We start from the raw sequence: 17,042 nt of genomic DNA on the forward strand, positions 1-17,042 counted from the left end.
GCGCGTAGAAAAGGTACAACTATGAAGTCTGATATCCATCCGGCATACGCCCCGGTTGTGTTCCGCGACCTGGCCTCCGGCGTTTCCTTCCTGACCAAGTCCACCGCGACGTCCAAGCGGACGGTGGAGTGGGAAGACGGCAACAGCTACCCGCTGATCGAGGTTGAAATCTCCTCGGAGTCCCACCCGTTCTACACCGGCAAGCAGCGCATCATGGACAGCGCCGGCCGCGTGGAGCGCTTCAACGCACGCTTCAAGGGCTTCGGCGGCAAGAAGTAACCCTTCGCCCGCAAGCCCCAGCGAAGCCCGCACCGTTTGGTGCGGGCTTCGCCGTTTAATGCGTCGGCTTATCGGTTCGGCTAGGGCGCGGGCGTGGCGCGTCGTGCACCGGTTCCTGACGTCCCCGCGCCGGCCGCGACGTTAGGCTGCTGCCATGGCACCAACTCCACACCGTGAAGCGGTCCGCGCTGGGCGGCACCGGGACCATCGCCGCCCGCGGGTGGTCGGGGGTCCGGTCACGCTGGCTGTTTCCGCCCTTCTGCTCTCGGGATGCGCAGCAGGGCAACAGCAGCTGCCGGCCGAAATCGCCTGCACCACGCAGTACCGTCCGGACTTTGGCAGCAGCGCCGGAGAGGAGGCCGGCCAGTTGCTCCTGCCCAGGGTCGACGGCCCGGCGGCAGACCGGCAGGAGTTGATCGCCGGCTCGTTCCGGCTGTCCGGAAGCTATACAGGGGAGGCCCCGGACGGGCGCGCCGTGTCCCTGGCCATCACCGACGAGGCCGGCAACGCGCTGGCGAACATGCTGTACCAGCTGGAGGACGGCTCCTCCCTGCAGTCCCGCTTCGCCGGGGGACACGGGTTCACCGGTCTGCACTACATCCGCGACGGAGACGCTGAACTGCAGCTGTTCTGCGCCACGGACGGGTAGGTTGCCGGGCCGGAGTTGTCGCGTCATCAGGGGCGTAGCTCATTGCGTGTTGTCACCAGCTGGATCGAACAGCCGTTTGCGGTCACGCCGGAGACCAGCAGCCATCCTGGGGCGCGCGACGCCATATCTGCCGCGGCCCTTCCCATTCGCGTGCGACGTCGGTCAACCAGATCGTGGTATCCGGGTTCCAGCCAGCAATGACGCTTGCCGCGTCTGAATCGATCTGGAGCGCTCGCCCAGCGCTGTTAAGGTATGCCACAACAGTTAGATGGACTGCATCCCATTCGTGGGCGACTCGTTCCCAGTCCGGAATCACCCAACGGCCGGCCTGTCCGGTGGTGCGGTACCAGTCATGCCGACGGGAGGCGGTAACGTCCAGCGGAAAGGCGCGGCACAGTCGAATCCAGTCATCACCACTGCGGATCTCATACGTCCGGCCCACTCCACGGACCGGGATCGTGGTCGCATCTTCCCAGCCGAGGCTGTCTTCGACAAGGTCCAGTCCTGCCGGAACCTGTCCGACGGTCTGGAGCAAGCCCTGCGGGATGGACCACCACGTGCCGGACCAGGGTGCCCCGGGGTCACGGGGCCGATCGATCGCAGCCCGAGCTTCTTCGGCTCGCTCTCCTCGTGCCCACTCAGCCAAAGTCCGCTGCGGGTCTTTGGGCAGCGGCGAAGGGTCCTGGGCTGATCGCCAGTCAATTGCCCACTGCCCGGTCCCGCGAGGCTGACCCCAGCGCCACCCTGTCGAAGAATCAATGACCTGTTCGGCCACGGTGTAGAGGGCCGCAATGACGGCGGGATGCCCGGCGAGCACGTCTTCACCCTCCGGCTCCTGCCAGTACTTGGCCGACGCAAGGGCTTGTTGCAGCGCCGATTGAATGAGTACACCGTTCAGGGCACCCGGATCGAGGGAAGCAATCGCTGCCACAACCTCTTCCGGTGATGCAGGAGCGGGAGCAACACCTTGACCAACGGTCAGCAGGACTGTTGAGGAGCCCCTTCCAGGATCGAGTTCGTATGCCAGCCCGGATGCGGCCGTTCTGACGGCCGGGCTGAGCGCCTTCGCCAGCTCGAGGCATAGGCGTCGCCCGCGCGGTCCCTCAAGGAGAAAGTCAGCCCTGCTCTGCATTCGATCATCGTCGCATCTGGAGGGGCGGTGCGGTGGGTTTTCGACGTCGGCGCGGTAGCCAACCCATGCCAGTGTCCCTGAATTGGAATCCCCCGAGAGGGTGTCACCAGCTGCCGGCTGCAACATAGGCTGGGATGCATGGCCACGTCTGGGCGAACTCCTTCCGAGAACATGAAGGACACGATGGAACTCGAAGATCTCCTTGAAGCCCTGAATGCCGGCCAAACCATCACGGGGAACTCGCCGTTGCATGGGGTCATGCACCGGGTCAGCCAGGATGCCCTGCGCATTACCGGCGAGCTTAACGGCGCCTATCAGGAACCCGCGCGGGTGAGGGAGCTGTTGGCTCAGCTGACCGGCAAGCCGGTTGACGAATCCGTGACGGTTTTCCCGCCCTTCTACGCCGACTTCGGGAAGAACATCACACTCGGGAAGAGGATTTTCATCAACTCAGGGTGCAAATTTCAGGACCAAGGCGGCGTGGTGATTGGGGACGACTGCCTCATCGGGCACAACTCCGTGATGGCCACACTCAACCACGACCTTGCGCCGAGCCGCCGCGCGGACATGCACCCGGCTCCCATCGTCATCGCCCGCAATGTCTGGATCGGATCGAACGCCACCATTCTGCCCGGCGTGACCATTGGCGAAAATGCTGTCGTGGCGGCTGCCTCCGTAGTTACGAAGGACGTGCCCGAAAATTCCATTGTTGTGGGTTCACCCGCACGAGTGGTGCGCTTCCTTTCCTCCTGAACCCCGAATCAGGCCCGCCAGCGGAGGCGGCTGTCCGTGGAGGACGCCTTGCAGGTGTAGGTCTTGCCATTGGTCTTGCCGATGCCCTTCTTGCCCTTCACGGACGAGGCGCAGAAAGCACCGGGGGAGACCTTTAACGCCGTGGAGGACTTGGCGGCCTTCGTCGGCGTTGCCTTGCCGGCGGGCTTGAGGGCGGCGACCTTCACGGTCTTCTGCCCAGGGCAGGAGGTGAGAACCTTCCTCATGGCGGCCTTCTCGGTGGGAGTGACCGACAGGGCGTACTTCTTTTTGACCGCGATTTGGGTGGCAACGAGGGGACAACGGAAGGACTTGTTCTTGGGCAGCCACGCGCTGGCCTCGCGGTCGCCCTTGGCTCGATTCGCGGAGGCATCCACGGCCAGCAGGTTCAGCGGGTCGTTGGCCAGGGCGGTGCGCTGGGCGGTGGAGAGCTTCTGGGCGCCGGACACCCAAGCCTGGCCCAGTGCCACGACGTGGTCGATGTCGACCTTGTTGCCGCCGCGAACGTAGCTGATGGTCTTGCCGGTGTAGGGATCTTTCAGGGTCCCGGAAGCGACGACGCAGTTATTCGTGCCGGGCTTGAACCTGTCCTTGGTGAGGTCGCGCTTGAGGATATCGTTCCGGGTATCGCAGCCGTTGCGGTCGGTGTCCTGCCACGAGGGGCCGAACTTGTCGCGGGAATAGCCGGTCTTGGCGGCCTTGCCCTTGACCGGCAGGGTGTTCAGCACCGAGGAGGCGCTCGGCCCCGTGGCCTTCGGACCGAGGGCCTCAGCCGGGGCTGCGGCCGTGAACCCACCAAGCAGCAGGGCTCCGGCGGTCGCGATGGCGGCCAGTATTCGGCCCGGATTTTTGCGCAAGTTTTCCCCCAATATGTCCGGCAAAAGTGAGGCACGGATTCAGTGCGATTGCCTGAGAATGATCCTGCCATACAAAAGGCCTGCCCCTGTGCGCGGGCCTTCGTGTCCGCCTTCCTTTCATGCTGGATCAGCATGGTGCGAACGTCGATTCAATGAACGCAGATCCTTCCGACAAAAGCCAATCAGCTAACGGCGCCCAAGGGGAATGAAGGGGCAAATAATCCGAAAACCGGCCAGGGCGAGTCCCGGGAATAATTTGATGTGGAGGAGAAGGTTGGAAATTAGGGGCGGTGCCGTTCCTCAGAGGCGTCGCGGTGTGAGCGTGCGTCTGCCTCCTTGAGGGCCTCGAGGAACTTCAGTCGCTCATCATCATCGATGACCAACTCTGCATGCTTTCCCTGAGGAGGGGCGACGAGTCTGGGGCCTGCGTAAGTGGCGCCTAGGTATAGATCGTTGAGGGCCTCTCCGGGTTCCGTCATCGGTTGGGAGATGCTCTTTTTGCCGCCCCATGCGAGCCTGGCTACAAATACCCCGACGGCGATCAGCGTCAAACCCTCGATGGCGTTTCCTCCCCACTGGGGGCGTCCCAAGAAGAACAACGCAGCGATGACCATGATTATGCCGATCACTGAGGCAACCGCGATCTTCAATGTTCTCCGCATTCCCTTCTTTCAGTTTCGGCCTTTAGCGTCAAGGCTTTTCTGATCAGGGTATCCCGACAGGGGATATCATTCGATAGTTCGAGGAATGGCCGCCCGTTTGATGTCCCAAGGACTTCCACAGCATGCAACGTCAGCGCAGTGAAAGGGGCCAGCAGTTTTTATGAAAGAAATCTTCGTTGCGGCAGGCGTCGCATCCGGCATCTCTATGATGTTCCTTGGTCTGGTGTTGGCCTTGTTTACCTGGATCGGTTTCGGGGGAATCAGCGAGGCCGACCAAGGACTGCCTCCTTCTCCTGTCAGGATCGGTTTCGTTCTCATTTTCCTTGGGCTAGGCGCCCTCGGCTTCGTGGTTGCCCTGATATCGGCCCTTCGGGCTGTGTGGCGCCTGGCGAAACGGCGCGCCGGGTAGCCCGTGCCGCGCAGGATCTCCCGCTGGGCACCTTAGGCCGTTCCTAACCCGGCGGGTCCTGGCCGACGAGCCCGTCCACCGACTCACGGATGAGGTCGGCATGGCCGTTATGGCGGGCGTACTCCTCGATCATGTTGAGCAGGATGTAGCGCAGATTCGGTAGCTCAACGTCGGGGTTGGAGACGACTGTGCCCCGCCGTCCCGGACCGCCGTCCCTCAGGGCCTCGGCGAACAAGGCACGGGAGCGGGTCACGGCGTCGCGCCACTGTTCATAGAGCTGCTCGGGGGAGTCCTCGTGGGCGGAGCGCCAGTCCCAGTCGTGGTCGGTGTCCCAGTCGACGGCGTTCCATGGCGGGAGTTGGGCACGGCCATGCAGCCACTCGGTGGACATGTCGTCCTCGAAGCGGGCCAGGTGCTTGAGCATGCCGCCCAGCGTCATCGATGAGGGGTTGAGCTTCTGTTGCAGGGCGGCCGCGTCCAGCCCACCGGTCTTCCAGGCAAAGGTAGCGCGCTGCCGCTCCAGAAAGCCCAGCAGCGTGGCGGTCTCGTCGCCGGCAATCGGCGGCTCGGGGTTGCCCTCGTAGATCTCTTCGTTCACCGGTTGCCTCCTCGTCCTTCAGGGTGACTGGGTTCTTCAAAAGCCCTTCGCGGCCGCCAGGTCTTCGACCGCGACGCCCACGTTCTCGCGCCGTTGCACCGTCTTGCGCACGACGGTAGCAACACGGCTCCCCAGGTTCGATGCCTGCAGGGGATTGGTGCGCAGGGAAGCTCCAAACAACCGGGAGGGCCATCAACGACGAAGGCCTGACCAAGGGGCTGGTGAGGTTGGCCACCAAAGCTGCGCACCGGGGTCGTACTTTGCTATTTTCTAGTCCAAGACCTGTTCCTTGGGTCTCCGGACGACGGTTCAGTACCCGGTGTGCGACAAGACTGGCCAAAGGAATCACACATGGAATGGCTGATACTTGTTCTGTCCGGCGTCCTGGAAGCCGTCTGGGCCACGGCCCTGGGCGCATCGAAGAATTTCCGCCGGCTCTGGCCCACCATCATTTTCGTAGTATCCATGGCCTTGAGCATGGCCGGCCTGGCCTACGCCATGACTGCCATACCGGTAGGGACCGCCTATGCGGTCTGGGTCGGCATCGGTGCGGTGCTGACCGCGGCCGTTGCCATGGTCACCGGCGCCGAGAAAGCGACGCTGATACGCGTCCTCCTGCTGCTGGGCATCATCGGCTGCGTTGTCGGCCTCAAGGCGATCGGCTAAAGGGGCTGGCATGCATTGGACTGTCTTGTTGATCAGCGCCGTCCTGGAAGCTGTGTGGGCAACAGCGCTGGGGATGTCGGACGGACTGAGCCGCACGGTGCCCGCCGTGGTGTTCTTCGTGGCCCTGACCCTGAGCATGGTGGGCCTGGGCTATGCCATGCGCGGCATCCCCATTGGCACAGCGTATGCGGTGTGGACCGGCGCGGGGGCGGCGTTGACCGTCGGCTACGCCATGGTGTTCGGCGGAGAACCTGCCAGCGTGCTCAAACTGTTGTTCGTTGCCGGGATTATCGCTTGCGTGATCGGGCTGAAGCTTGCCGACACGGGAGACGAGAAGAAGGCGTGAAAAAGCGCCGGCAGGTATGGAGAGGTTGGGGGAGTTACTCCATACCTGCCGGCGCTTGGACCGGGCACGTCCGGCCCCTCTTTCACTCGCACCGTGATGAGGTGTCTATGACACTACGCACGGGTTCTGGGCACATCCCCGGCAAGAGCTGGGAGGAACCTGAGTCCCGCGCTGGACGGGCTGCCCGCAGGCCTTGATTAGACTGGGAAAATCTTCGGCCGCACCGCGTGGCGGCCTGTACCCGTCCGCCGGAAAGCAGAAGGAGCGCACATGACCGACCACCGCCACGGAGAGTACAAGGTCCAGGGCGGCAAGCTCGTTGTCGTGGACTTCGATGTGGCGGACGGACAGATCACGCGGCCGTCGGTCAGCGGCGATTTCTTTCTGGAACCAGATGAAGCACTGGCGGACATCAATGCCGCGCTTGACGGGATGAGCATCGAAAGCACCCACGGACACTATGCCAGCTCGATTAATGCTGCGTTGCGGCCGGACGCGCAAATGTTTGGCTTCTCGGCCGATGCGGTTGCCGTGGCGGTGCGTCGCGCGCTCAACAAGGCCACCGGTTGGCTTGACCATCAATGGCAGGTTATTCCGCCCACCCCGCTGCCGACGCACCTTCATGTCGCGATGGACGAGGTCCTGACCCGCCAGGTGGGGGCCGGGAAGCGCCCGCCGACGCTGAGGTTCTGGGAATGGGAGGCGCCGTCGGTGGTGATCGGCAGCTTCCAGTCGGTCCGCAACGAAGTGCACCCGGACGGGGTGGAACGCCACGGCATCACCGTGGTGCGCCGGATCAGCGGCGGCGGCGCCATGTTCATGGAACGCGGTAACGCGATTACCTACTCGCTGTACCTGCCGCAGACGCTGGTGGACGGACAGAGCTTCGAGGCGTCCTACGCGTACCTCGACGCCTGGGTGATGGCGTCGCTGGAGAAGGTCGGCATCAAGGCGTTCTACCAGCCGCTCAACGACATCGCCACGCCGGAGGGCAAGATCGGCGGCGCGGCGCAAAAGCGGTTGGCCAATGGCGGAATGCTGCACCACGTGACCATGTCCTACGACATCGACGCGGACAAGATGACCGACGTCCTTCGGATCGGCAAGGAAAAGATCTCCGACAAGGGTATTTCCAGCGCCAAGAAGCGGGTGGATCCGCTGCGCCGGCAGACCGGCCTGACCCGCGAGGAAATCATCGACGTGATGATCCGGACCTTCAAGGACCGCTATGCCGCCGAGGACAGCGTATTCTCCGAGGAAGAGCTGGCCATGGCCCGGGAACTCGTGGATACCAAGTTCGGCACGGAAGAGTGGCTGTACCGGGTGCCGTAGGGTGAGCGGCGGGAGCCGCGGGCGGGCTACCGGTCCGTGCTCCTGACCAGACGGGCGTGTGCCGCGGCGGGCGAGGCGGCGAATTCGACGCATTCGTAGCCGAGAGCCGCGGCGTCCAGGTTGTCGAACACGCGCTCGCCGGAGCCCAGCAAGACGGGCACGATGGCCAGGTGCAGTTCGTCCACGAGCCGCGCTCGCAGGTATTGCCGGACGGCGGATGCGCCGCCGCCGAGCCGGACGTCCTGCCCGGCGGCGGCATCGATGGCCTGCCGCAGGGCGGACTCGATCCCGTCGTCGACAAAGTGGAAGACGGTCCCGCCGGCCATGGTGATGGGCGGCCGCGGGTAGTTCGTCAGCACGAAGACCGGATGATGGAACGGCGGGTCTTCGCCCCACCAGCCCCTCCACTCCACGGAGGGCCACTCGCCGCGGACCGGTCCGAACATGTTCCGGCCCATGATGGTGGCCCCGATGCCCTCCTGCCCGGCCTCGACGAAGTCGTTGTCCACCCCGGTGGAGCCGCCGCCTTCGCCGCTCATGCGCTTGCCGGCAGCGGTGCGGAACACCCACTCATGCAGCTGTTCACCGCCGACTCCCAACGGGTCCTCCACGCGCTGGCGCGGGCCGGCTGCATAGCCGTCGAGCGAGACGGAAAAATTGTGCACTCGCAGCCTGGGCACGAATCCTCCTGCGCCTGAAGCCCGAACGTCCGGGGCGGTCCGGGGCCTTGGAAGACGACAGCCTATTCCAAGGCGGCGGCGCAGGGAACCGTCCAGCGGCTGTCGGTCCGCCAACGTTCGCCGATGCGCCTTCAGCCGCTCGTCCGCCGTCTTCCGCTCGGGCGCCCGTATCCGCTTATCCGCGGGCGCCGGCCTGCTGCGCGCGGAGTGCCCGCAGCAGATGGTCGCGCTGTTCAATCACGATGCGGCGCAGCGCCGCCGGCGCCTCGGCGTGGTTGGCCAGCCAGGCATCGGTGCGTACGACGACGGGGTGTTCCGCAGGTGCCTGTCCGGAGACCAGATCCTGCGCGATGGGGTAGAGCCCCCGGACCAGCCTGCCCGCTATCTCGATGCTCTTCACCGACCAGATCCGATCGAGTTCCTCAAAGTACGGTTCCGCGTACCCGGCGTGAAGTTCACGTGGGCCCTGGCAGAATCCATCGATGGTGGCGTCCAGCAGCTCGTTGGACAGCGAATCGGTATGCACCGCGGTGTGCCAGGCCTGGGCCTTCACATCCGGAACGGGCCGGGCCGTCATGGCTGCCAGGTGGCCGGCACGCGCAGCGGCATTGCGGTCGGATTCCAGGGCCGCATCCAGGTCCGCCGCCGAAGCGTGGCCGGTGGCCGCCAGCGCCTGCCAGAAGCGCCAGCGCAGATCCGTGTCCAGCTTCAGCCCCTCCAACACAGTGGTCTTGTCCAGCAGGCCGCGCAGGAACGGCGCCTGGTCGTCATCGGCGCGTGCGACGGCCGCCAGCGACCGTGCCCATGTCAGCTGCCGGTCGCTGCCCGGCTCCGCTGCTTCCACCTCCCGGCGGGCGGCAGCCAAAAAGTCTGTCCGGAGGCCTGCCCGGATGGCCGCCGGCGCGTAACGGTCCATCGCGGTCTTGGCGCAGTCCAGGACCACCTGCAGCACGCTGTTCTCGCTTTCGGCCGGCGCGAAGCGCTGCACGGCCTCCACATAGTCGGCGGCGGGGAGGCGCCCGTCGCGGGTCATGTCCCAGAGAGTCGACCAGCACAGGGCGCGGGCCAGCGGATCGGTGACCTTGTCCAGGGAGGAAAGCACCGTTTCCAGGGAGCGGGTGTCGAAGACGACCTTGGCGTAGCTCAAGTCCTCATCGTTGAGCAGCAGCAGGGCGGGAACGTCCCGGCCCGCCAGCGCCGGAAGCTCGGTCCGCGGCCCTGCCACATCCAGCTCCACCTGGTCCGTTCGGACCAGCCGGCCGGAGTCGTCCGGGTTGTACAAACCCAGCCGCAACCGGTGCGGCCGGAAGGACGGTTCGTGCGTCACCGGATCGACTGCCTCCTGGACGATGGCCGCAGAGGCGATCGCACCGCCGTCGTACTCGAGGTCCACGCCCAGGGTGGAGATGCCGGCGGTCTGCAGCCACTGCCGCGCCCACTGCTCCATGTCCCGGCCGGAAGCCGCGCTGAGGGCGGTGAGGAAATCTGCCAGCGACGTATTGCCGTAGGCATGTTCGCGGAAGTACCGACGGGAGGCGCCGACGAAGGAGTCGAAGCCGGCATAGGCCACCAGCTGTTTGAGCACCGAGGCGCCCTTGGCATAGGTGATGCCGTCGAAGTTCTGCTTGGCGGCTTCCAGGTCCGGGATGTCGGCGACGATTGGGTGGGTGGTGGGCAGCTGGTCCTGCACGTACGCCCAGCCCTTGCGCCGGTTGGCGAAGGTGATCCAGGCGTTGGTCCATTGCGTGGCCTCGGCGGACGCCAGGGACCCCATGTAGTCGGCGAACGATTCCTTCAGCCAGAGGTCGTCCCACCACTTCATGGTGACCAGGTCGCCGAACCACATGTGCGCCATCTCGTGCAGGATGGTGTTGGCGCGGGCCTGGTACTGCGCGTCGGTGGCCCGGGAGGAGAACACGTAGGCCTCGGTGAAGGTGACCAGACCGGGGTTCTCCATGGCGCCAAGGTTGTATTCGGGCACGAACGCCTGCTCGTACTTGCCGAACGGGTAGGGGTAGTCGAAGAGTTCGTGGAAGAAATCCAGGCCGGCCTTGGTGACGGCGAAGATGTGCTCCGGATCGAAGGAGTCCGCGAGCGAGGCCCGGCAGTAGGCGCCGAGCGGCACACGCAGTCGTCCGCCGTCGGGCAGGGTGCCCTCCCAGTTGTCCGTGGCCGCGTGGTAGGGCCCGGCCAAGACGGTGGTGATGTAGGTGGAGATGCGCGGCGTCGGCTCGAAGCGGCGGACGGAGTAGCCGGGCGTGGAGCCCATCGGCTCGATCGCGGCCACCGCGGCGTTCGAGGCCACCAGCCAGTGGTCGGGGGCGGCAACATGGAAGCTGAAGCTGGCCTTCAGGTCCGGCTGCTCGAAGTTGGCGAACACCCGGCGCGCGTCGGCGGGTTCGTACTGGGTGTAGAGGTACGTTCTGGCGTCCACCGGATCGACGAACCGGTGGAGCCCTTCGCCGCTGTTGCTGTACAGCGCGGTGCCCGTGATCGTGGCCTGGTTCTCGGCCTCGAGGCCGGGCAGCGTGATCCGGGAACCGTCCACCACGTCGTCCAGGTCCAGGTGCCGGCCGTTGAGCGTGACGGAGTGGACGCCGCCGTGGATGAAGTCGGCAAACACCGTTGCGCCCGGTTCGCTGCAGCTGAACGTGATGACGGTACTGGAGACGAAACCCGGCGCGTCGGGATCCTCGGCGTTGCGCAGGTCCAGCGAGACCTCATAGCTGTCCACCTGCAGGATGCTTGACCGTGCGGCCGCTTCGTCGCGGCCGAGGTTCTGGTTCGTCACCCGGCCCATTTAACCATGCGCGGGTCCGGTCGCGGCACCTTCAGCGTCCGCCCATCGCCAGCCAGGCCGCCCCGATCCCCAGTCCGGCGATCAGCAGCCAGGAGAGCAAGGCCGTGGAGATGGCCGGCAGCGAGGAGCGGAGCAGTTCCCGCAGGCGCACGGCCGAGCCCAGCCCGAACAGTGCCGCGGCCAGCAGGAGCTCCTGCACGAACGCCATGCCATCCAGAACCGGCTGCGGCAACCATCCCGTGCTGCGCAGCATGAGGAGGGCGAGGAAACCGAGGACGAAGAGCGGCACTACCGGCGGCTGCTTGCCTAGCCCGGTGGTCCCGTCCGCGTGGACGGCTCTCGCCTTCGCCGCCCGCCGGCTGTGCAAGGCCGCGGCGGCCGTTACGGGGGCCAGCATCACCACGCGGGCGAGTTTGACGACGACGGCGATGGTCAGGGCCGCTGTGCCGGCGCTCTGGGCGGTGGCGACCACCTGTCCGACGTCGTGCACGGAGGCCCCGGTCCAGAAGCCGAACACTTCCGGGGTCATGCCGGTGACAGCCATGACGGCCGGCAGGACGCCGATGGCCAGGGTGCCGCACAGCGTCACCAGGGCGACGGGCATCAGCGTGTCCTGGCTCCGGCTGCCCCGGGCTGCGGCAACGGCACCGATGGCCGAGGCCCCGCAAATGGAGAATCCGGCGGCCAGCAGCACGGGCTGGTCGCCGGGCAAACGGTGCCAGCGCGCCAGCAGATAGGTTCCGCCGAACGCCAGCAGCAGCACCAGAACCACCAGCACCAGCGCGAACCAGCCCAGCTCGGCGAGGTCCGAGAGCGCCAGCCGGGCACCCAGCAGCACAATCCCGGCCCGCATCAACGTCCGGCCGCAGAAAGCCAACCCGGGATGCGCCGCTCCACCCGACCACGCAGCAGTGGGCGGCAGGTTGGCCGCGAGGATGCCCAGGACGACGGCGAAGCTCATCACCGGGACAGCCGGCGCCAGCCAGTGCAGGCCGTGAGCGGCAACTACCGCGGCCGCTGCAAGGAACAGCCCCGGTCCGACTCGACGCAGCCAGGGCGTGGCGCGGGTTCCCGGACCGGGCGGCTCCTGCGGCTGTCCGTTGCGGGCAGGGCGGGGCTCCGGTGGTGACTGAGGGTGAGGCACTTCGCTACCGTACCGCCTGCGGTTCGCCGGGCGGGCGCAGGCGGCGCCGTGGCCTCAGGAGAGAGCGAGTTGGGGTGCAAACAAAGCGCTCGCCTTGTGTGCGCTGCTACAAAGAGGCTGCCTTGTGCTGGGCGCTCGCCGTGGGGTCGAGGAGGACGTTCTGGTCCTTGCTCAGGACGGTCAGCCCGGACTCGGTCACGGTGAAGCCCCGCGCGCGGTCCAGTTCCGGGTCGACGCCGATGGTGGCCCCGGCGGGAATGCGGACATTCTTGTCCACTATCGCCTTCCGGACTACGGCTCCCTCGCCCACCGTTACCTTGTCCAACAGCACGCTTCCGTGGATCCGGGCGCCTTCGGCGACGAAGACGTCGGAGGAGAGCACGGACTCGGTGACTTCTGCCCCTGAAACCACCACGCCCTGGGACAGGAGGGAATCGTGCGCCGTGCCGGCGGTGCCGCTGACTCCGCGGACCAGCTTGGCCGGGGGAGACACCGACTGGCGCGTGTAGATCGGCCACCGCAGGTTGTAGAGGTTGAAGGCCGGCAGCGGGCTGATCAGGTCCATGTGGGCTTCGTAGTAGGAATCCAGTGTGCCCACGTCGCGCCAATACTGCTGGTCCGCCCCGGTGGAGCCGGGAATGTCGTTCGCGGTGAAATCGTAGACGGCCGCTTCGCCGCGTTCCACGAAGTAGGGGATGATGTCGCCGCCCATGTCGTGGTTGGTGTCCAGCCGCTCGGCGTCGGCTTCCAGCGCCTGCAGCAGTGCGTCCGTGTTGAAGACGTAGTTTCCCATGGACGCCAGGAAACTGTGCGGGTCATCCGCCAGGCCGGGGGTCGTCGCCGGCTTCTCCACGAAGGCGCGGATTTTGGTGGGGGCATCGGGTTCGGACTCGATCACGCCGAACTGATTGGCCAGCGCGAGCGGCTGGCGCACCGCGGCCACACTGGCTACCGCGCCGGACGCTATGTGCTCCTCCACCATCTGGGAGAAGTCCATCCGGTAGACGTGGTCCGCGCCGACCACCACCACGATGTCCGGCCGGGCGTCGTGGATCAGGTTCAGGGACTGGTAGATGGCATTGGCGCTGCCCAGGAACCAGCTCTTGCCGCGCCGTTGCTGCGCCGGTACCGAAGCCACATAATTGCCTAACTGCGAGGCCATGCGCCAGGTTTCGGAAATGTGCCGGTCCAGGCTGTGCGATTTGTACTGCGTCAGCACCACGATCTCCCGGTACCCGGAGTTGACCAGATTCGACAACGCGAAATCGATCAGCCGGTAGCTGCCGGCAAACGGCACGGCCGGCTTGGCCCGGTCGGCGGTGAGCGGCATCAGGCGCTTTCCCTCGCCGCCGGCGAGTACAACGGCCAGGACCTTCTTCTGTGGCATTGTCTATCCAATCGCATCCGTGGTCCATTGCCGGACCGACATATGACGTCCCCCTTGTCCACACAGTAGAGGAAGGGTCGGGCGTGCACTACGTTAGGTGTCGTGCGTGTAGACATTGTGACAAAAGAATTCCCGCCTGAGATCTACGGCGGGGCCGGCGTCCACGTGGCCGAGCTCAGCCGGGTGCTGGCCGGCCGGGTGGATCTGCATGTGCATGCCTTCGGGGCCGGGCGGCCGTCGGACTTCCATGGCGCTACGGTGCGCACCTACGGGGTTCCGGCCGGACTGCGGGAAGCCAATGCCGCGGTGCAGACCCTGGGCGTCGACCTTGAGATGCTCGACGGCTTTGCCGGAGCGGACCTCATCCATTCCCATACCTGGTACGCGAACATGGCCGGCCATTTGGGGTCGCTGCTCCACGATGTGCCGCACGTGCTCAGCGCGCATTCGCTGGAACCCTTGCGGCCGTGGAAGGCCGAGCAGTTGGGCGGGGGCTACCGGCTCTCTTCCTGGGCAGAGCGCACCGCCTATGAGGCGGCCGCCGCCGTCGTTGCCGTGTCGGCCGGGATGCGCAGGGACATTCTGCGCAGCTACCCCGACGTGGATCCGGACCGGGTGCACGTGGTCCACAACGGCGTGGACGTGCAGGAATGGAAACCGGATCTGGGCGATGACGCGGTGCGCGCCTTGGGGATCGACCCGGACCGCCCCAGCGTGGTCTTCGTGGGGCGGATAACCCGGCAGAAGGGTGTGCCGTACCTGCTGCGCGCAGCGGCGTTGCTGCCGCCGGAAGTACAGCTGGTGCTGTGTGCTGGCGCTGCCGACACACCGGAACTGGCAGCCGCGGTGAATGCCCTCGTGGCCGGGCTGCGCGGGACCCGCGACGGCGTCGTGGTGATCGAGCGGATGCTCCCGCGGGCCGAATTGATCCAGGTGCTCAGCCATGCAACCGTCTTCGCGTGCCCGTCGATCTACGAACCGCTGGGCATCGTGAACCTTGAGGCCATGGCCTGCGGCGCCCCGGTTGTGGCAAGCGCCACCGGCGGTATCCCGGAGGTCGTCGACGACGGCGTCACGGGCACGCTCGTGCCGTTGGCCCAGGCGACCGACGGGACGGGAACCCCGCTGGATGAGGAACAGTTCGTCCGCGATTTCGCCGCCGCGCTCACCAAGACGCTGGATGATCCTGCCGCGGCCCGGCGCCAGGGCGAGGCGGGCCGTCGGCGCGCCGAGGAGCACTTCTCCTGGGACTCCATCGCCGAGAAGACCTTGGGCGTGTACCGCAGCGTGGTGGCATAAGAGGCGCAGCTGCGCAGCCTGCGCTAGGGCCGTCCGGGGAACCGGCGCACGAAGCGTCGCTGCCACGGTGTTTCGACGGCGCCGGGGCGGTAGTGCTCCCGGATATAGCGGACGGCCTCAGCAGGCGGAATGCCGTCCAGAATCGCGATGCAGGCCAAGGCCGTGCCGGTTCGCCCCCGGCCTCCGTGGCAGGCAACCTCCACCCGTTCGTCCCCGGCGCGCAGCCACGCTTCGCGAAATGCCGTCTCGGCATCGGACAGGTCTTCCGGCAGCCGGAGATCGCGCCAGTGTACCCACCGTTGCTCCCACAGGGTAAAGGCCGGCGGCCGGTGCTTCAGGTACAGGGCGAATTCCGGCGCGGGACCCGGCGGCAGCGGAACACGCAGGGCGCGGCCTCGCACCAGTCGCCCCGACGGCAGCCGCAGCACACCCGGCAGCCCAGGATCCCACGGTGGCCCCATGGCAGAGAGGATAGCCCCGGACGGAGCGCAGCGTGCGGTTTTTCCCGGCGTGGGAGAATCGCCGCATGAATGAGGAGGAGCAGACGAGCGAACAGTTGATGATCCTCGAGGCGCTGCTGGAGGCAATGGATCGACGCGACGAGGTCTTTCAGGTGATTGAGGATTCAGAGGACATGGACGAAGCAACCCGTCGCGTGGGCCAGCTTTTGGGCGTGGGCCAAGCCCGCAGCCACGCGGTCCTGAACATGCAGGCCAGAAGATTCACCCGAGACCAGCGGCGGGCCATTGCTGCCCAGGCAGAAGAACTCAGGTCGAAGTTGCCCGATGGACGCTGAACTGGTCACGTGCGATCCGCTTACGGTTGAGCGTCTGGATGGCTGAATGCGAAAGCGGTCCCGCTCCTCAAGAGTGGGACCGCTTCTGGAAGAGCCGCTATGCGGGGCCAAGGCTGGGATTCGGTGGGGAAGTCCTCTACCCGGCGCGCAGAGACTAAGAGGTGGGATCGGCGTCGCGTCCCGGCGGGCGATAGCCCGCGATGGCGGCGCGGACGTCGCCTTCTTTGTGCCCGCCCTTCTTCTTGCCGAACGGCAGCACTTTTAGCAGCGGGTGCACGATAGCCATGACGACGAGGCCCCAGGCGAGTCCGAGGACGGCCGAGCACAGGGTGTTCACGAGCCAAGCCAGGAAGCCGCCGGCCACCGGGATCCCAACGAACGGGGCCTCGAGGACGTGGACCAGGTCGTAGGGAGCGTGCCAGCCGAGGTCGTATGCCCCCTGGAGCATGATGTGGCCACCGACCCAGAGCATGGCGATCGTGCCGACGAGGGTGATCGCGGCCAGCACGGCGGGCATGCCCTTGACGAGCAGCGCGCCGAAGCGCTGCGAGCCCGCGGAGTCCTTGGTGGTCAGGTGCAGGCCGATGTCGTCCATCTTGACGATGAGCCCGACGGCGCCGTACACGAGCACCGTGATCGCAATCGCCACGACGACCAGGATGAGCGCCCGGACCCACAGGGACTCGTCGGCCACCTCGTTCATCGAGATCACCATGATCTCGCAGGACAGGATGAAGTCGGTGGTGATGGCGCCCTTGGTGACCTTGGCCTCAGCCTCCGGTCCTCGTTCGACCGCCGGCGCCTTGTCGGCCGCGTGGTGTCCGCGGAGCTTGTGCCAGACCTTCTCGGCACCCTCGTAGCAGAGGTAGGTGCCGCCCAGCATGAGGATGAACGGAATCACGCCCGGGATGAAGGCGCTGATGAGCAGCAGCGCCGGCAGGATGATCAAAAGCTTGTTCCGGAGCGAGCCCCAGAAGATCCGCTTGATCATCGGCAGTTCGCGGGACGGGTCTGCCCCGGACACGTACTGCGGGGTGACGGCGGCGTCGTCGATCACGACGCCGGCGGCCTTGGCCCCTGCCTTGGCGGCCCCGGCTGCGACGTCATCCACCGAGGCGGCCGCTATGCGCGCCAAGGCTGCGACGTCGTCCAGCAGGGCTACGAGACCGCCGCTCACAGATCGCCCCCGCACTGCTCGACGGCGGATTGCTGGGCGTAGATTCCACGGTTTAGGT

20 protein-coding genes and 1 riboswitch are annotated in these 17,042 nt (G+C 66.2%); of the genes, 9 read left to right on the forward strand and 11 right to left on the reverse strand.

Features of this window, described 5'->3' with window-relative positions; genetic code table 11:
- The first annotated feature begins 21 nt into the window (after positions 1-21).
- Together AC5RVD_RS12060 and AC5RVD_RS12065 are read left to right on the forward strand one after the other, a co-directional pair.
- Positions 22-279, forward strand: a complete 258-nt coding sequence (locus AC5RVD_RS12060) for a type B 50S ribosomal protein L31 (protein WP_493978504.1) — start codon at positions 22-24, stop codon at positions 277-279.
- 154 nt (positions 280-433) lie between these two features.
- On the forward strand, positions 434-928 hold the full coding sequence (locus AC5RVD_RS12065; RefSeq protein ID WP_494112723.1) for a hypothetical protein: 495 nt from the start codon (positions 434-436) through the stop codon (positions 926-928).
- An 82-nt stretch (positions 929-1,010) separates the two neighbouring features.
- On the opposite strand, the gene AC5RVD_RS12070 is transcribed toward AC5RVD_RS12065, so the two are convergent.
- A complete protein-coding gene (locus AC5RVD_RS12070; RefSeq protein WP_494112722.1) occupies positions 1,011-1,859 on the reverse strand; it encodes a hypothetical protein in 849 nt (282 codons plus the stop codon).
- Positions 1,860-2,243: 384 nt separating this feature from the next.
- Between AC5RVD_RS12070 and AC5RVD_RS12075 the strand changes: the two genes are divergently transcribed.
- Positions 2,244-2,813 (forward strand): DapH/DapD/GlmU-related protein, encoded by a 570-nt coding sequence (locus AC5RVD_RS12075; RefSeq protein ID WP_494112721.1) that lies wholly within the window; start codon positions 2,244-2,246, stop codon positions 2,811-2,813.
- A gap of 8 nt (positions 2,814-2,821) precedes the next feature.
- Here AC5RVD_RS12075 and AC5RVD_RS12080 read toward each other — a convergent pair whose 3' ends face one another.
- Positions 2,822-3,688: an HNH endonuclease family protein gene (locus AC5RVD_RS12080; RefSeq protein ID WP_494127031.1), complete on the reverse strand. Its 867-nt coding sequence runs from the start codon at positions 3,686-3,688 to the stop codon at positions 2,822-2,824.
- Positions 3,689-3,969: 281 nt separating this feature from the next.
- On the reverse strand, positions 3,970-4,338 hold the full coding sequence (locus tag AC5RVD_RS12085) for a hypothetical protein (protein WP_494112719.1): 369 nt from the start codon (positions 4,336-4,338) through the stop codon (positions 3,970-3,972).
- Positions 4,339-4,510: 172 nt separating this feature from the next.
- On the opposite strand from AC5RVD_RS12085, the gene AC5RVD_RS12090 reads away from it, so the two are divergent.
- Positions 4,511-4,759, forward strand: a complete 249-nt coding sequence (locus AC5RVD_RS12090) for a hypothetical protein (protein ID WP_494112718.1) — start codon at positions 4,511-4,513, stop codon at positions 4,757-4,759.
- Between the two features lie 43 nt (positions 4,760-4,802).
- On the opposite strand, the gene AC5RVD_RS12095 is transcribed toward AC5RVD_RS12090, so the two are convergent.
- Positions 4,803-5,357 carry a mycothiol transferase gene (locus AC5RVD_RS12095; protein ID WP_494112717.1) on the reverse strand — a complete coding sequence of 185 codons (555 nt, stop codon included), beginning with the start codon at positions 5,355-5,357 and terminating at the stop codon, positions 4,803-4,805.
- 36 nt (positions 5,358-5,393) lie between these two features.
- The gene (locus AC5RVD_RS12100) at positions 5,394-5,537 is read right to left on the reverse strand and encodes a hypothetical protein (RefSeq protein ID WP_494127032.1); all 144 of its coding nucleotides are present in this window, start codon (positions 5,535-5,537) and stop codon (positions 5,394-5,396) included.
- 95 nt (positions 5,538-5,632) lie between these two features.
- Positions 5,633-5,698: riboswitch (guanidine-III (ykkC-III) riboswitch) on the forward strand.
- Positions 5,699-5,708: 10 nt separating this feature from the next.
- On the opposite strand from AC5RVD_RS12100, the gene AC5RVD_RS12105 reads away from it, so the two are divergent.
- The 3 genes from AC5RVD_RS12105 to lplAB all read left to right on the forward strand — a co-directional run bounded on the left by AC5RVD_RS12105 (position 5,709) and on the right by lplAB (position 7,701).
- Positions 5,709-6,023 (forward strand): DMT family transporter, encoded by a 315-nt coding sequence (locus AC5RVD_RS12105; protein WP_493978495.1) that lies wholly within the window; start codon positions 5,709-5,711, stop codon positions 6,021-6,023.
- 10 nt (positions 6,024-6,033) lie between these two features.
- Positions 6,034-6,369 (forward strand): DMT family transporter, encoded by a 336-nt coding sequence (locus tag AC5RVD_RS12110; protein ID WP_494112716.1) that lies wholly within the window; start codon positions 6,034-6,036, stop codon positions 6,367-6,369.
- 270 nt (positions 6,370-6,639) lie between these two features.
- The gene (gene lplAB / locus AC5RVD_RS12115; protein WP_494112715.1) at positions 6,640-7,701 is read left to right on the forward strand and encodes a lipoate-protein ligase LplAB; all 1,062 of its coding nucleotides are present in this window, start codon (positions 6,640-6,642) and stop codon (positions 7,699-7,701) included.
- Between the two features lie 26 nt (positions 7,702-7,727).
- Here lplAB and AC5RVD_RS12120 read toward each other — a convergent pair whose 3' ends face one another.
- The 4 genes from AC5RVD_RS12120 to glgC all read right to left on the reverse strand — a co-directional run bounded on the left by AC5RVD_RS12120 (position 7,728) and on the right by glgC (position 13,712).
- Complete coding sequence (locus tag AC5RVD_RS12120) at positions 7,728-8,381, reverse strand: dihydrofolate reductase family protein (RefSeq protein WP_494127033.1); 654 nt, start codon at positions 8,379-8,381, stop codon at positions 7,728-7,730.
- A gap of 175 nt (positions 8,382-8,556) precedes the next feature.
- Positions 8,557-11,172: an aminopeptidase N gene (gene pepN, locus AC5RVD_RS12125; RefSeq protein ID WP_494112713.1), complete on the reverse strand. Its 2,616-nt coding sequence runs from the start codon at positions 11,170-11,172 to the stop codon at positions 8,557-8,559.
- A 40-nt stretch (positions 11,173-11,212) separates the two neighbouring features.
- Positions 11,213-12,232, reverse strand: a complete 1,020-nt coding sequence (locus AC5RVD_RS12130) for a YeiH family protein (protein WP_494112771.1) — start codon at positions 12,230-12,232, stop codon at positions 11,213-11,215.
- Positions 12,233-12,431: 199 nt separating this feature from the next.
- The gene (glgC, locus tag AC5RVD_RS12135; RefSeq protein WP_494112712.1) at positions 12,432-13,712 is read right to left on the reverse strand and encodes a glucose-1-phosphate adenylyltransferase; all 1,281 of its coding nucleotides are present in this window, start codon (positions 13,710-13,712) and stop codon (positions 12,432-12,434) included.
- A gap of 102 nt (positions 13,713-13,814) precedes the next feature.
- On the opposite strand from glgC, the gene glgA reads away from it, so the two are divergent.
- Complete coding sequence (gene glgA / locus AC5RVD_RS12140) at positions 13,815-15,011, forward strand: glycogen synthase (protein WP_494112711.1); 1,197 nt, start codon at positions 13,815-13,817, stop codon at positions 15,009-15,011.
- A gap of 23 nt (positions 15,012-15,034) precedes the next feature.
- Here the strand turns inward: glgA and AC5RVD_RS12145 are convergent, their stop codons facing one another.
- Positions 15,035-15,472, reverse strand: a complete 438-nt coding sequence (locus tag AC5RVD_RS12145; protein ID WP_494112710.1) for a protein-tyrosine phosphatase family protein — start codon at positions 15,470-15,472, stop codon at positions 15,035-15,037.
- A 65-nt stretch (positions 15,473-15,537) separates the two neighbouring features.
- Here AC5RVD_RS12145 and AC5RVD_RS12150 point away from each other — a divergent pair, with 65 nt between their 5' ends.
- The gene (locus AC5RVD_RS12150) at positions 15,538-15,807 is read left to right on the forward strand and encodes a DNA gyrase subunit A (RefSeq protein WP_494112709.1); all 270 of its coding nucleotides are present in this window, start codon (positions 15,538-15,540) and stop codon (positions 15,805-15,807) included.
- A 154-nt stretch (positions 15,808-15,961) separates the two neighbouring features.
- Here AC5RVD_RS12150 and AC5RVD_RS12155 read toward each other — a convergent pair whose 3' ends face one another.
- Positions 15,962-16,984: a DUF808 domain-containing protein gene (locus AC5RVD_RS12155; protein ID WP_494112708.1), complete on the reverse strand. Its 1,023-nt coding sequence runs from the start codon at positions 16,982-16,984 to the stop codon at positions 15,962-15,964.
- Positions 16,985-17,042 lie beyond the last annotated feature (58 nt).

The sequence above is a fragment of the Arthrobacter sp. THG-b23 genome, assembly GCF_059091265.1.

Coding starts and splice junctions, on each gene's coding strand:
- AC5RVD_RS12060 (WP_493978504.1), top strand. CDS start 22: ATGAAGTCTGATATCCATCCGGCATACGCCCCGGTTGTGTTCCGCGAC.
- AC5RVD_RS12065 (WP_494112723.1), top strand. CDS start 434: ATGGCACCAACTCCACACCGTGAAGCGGTCCGCGCTGGGCGGCACCGG.
- AC5RVD_RS12075 (WP_494112721.1), top strand. CDS start 2,244: ATGGAACTCGAAGATCTCCTTGAAGCCCTGAATGCCGGCCAAACCATC.
- AC5RVD_RS12090 (WP_494112718.1), top strand. CDS start 4,511: ATGAAAGAAATCTTCGTTGCGGCAGGCGTCGCATCCGGCATCTCTATG.
- AC5RVD_RS12105 (WP_493978495.1), top strand. CDS start 5,709: ATGGAATGGCTGATACTTGTTCTGTCCGGCGTCCTGGAAGCCGTCTGG.
- AC5RVD_RS12110 (WP_494112716.1), top strand. CDS start 6,034: ATGCATTGGACTGTCTTGTTGATCAGCGCCGTCCTGGAAGCTGTGTGG.
- lplAB (WP_494112715.1), top strand. CDS start 6,640: ATGACCGACCACCGCCACGGAGAGTACAAGGTCCAGGGCGGCAAGCTC.
- glgC (WP_494112712.1), bottom strand. CDS start 13,712: ATGCCACAGAAGAAGGTCCTGGCCGTTGTACTCGCCGGCGGCGAGGGA.
- AC5RVD_RS12145 (WP_494112710.1), bottom strand. CDS start 15,472: ATGGGGCCACCGTGGGATCCTGGGCTGCCGGGTGTGCTGCGGCTGCCG.
- AC5RVD_RS12150 (WP_494112709.1), top strand. CDS start 15,538: ATGAATGAGGAGGAGCAGACGAGCGAACAGTTGATGATCCTCGAGGCG.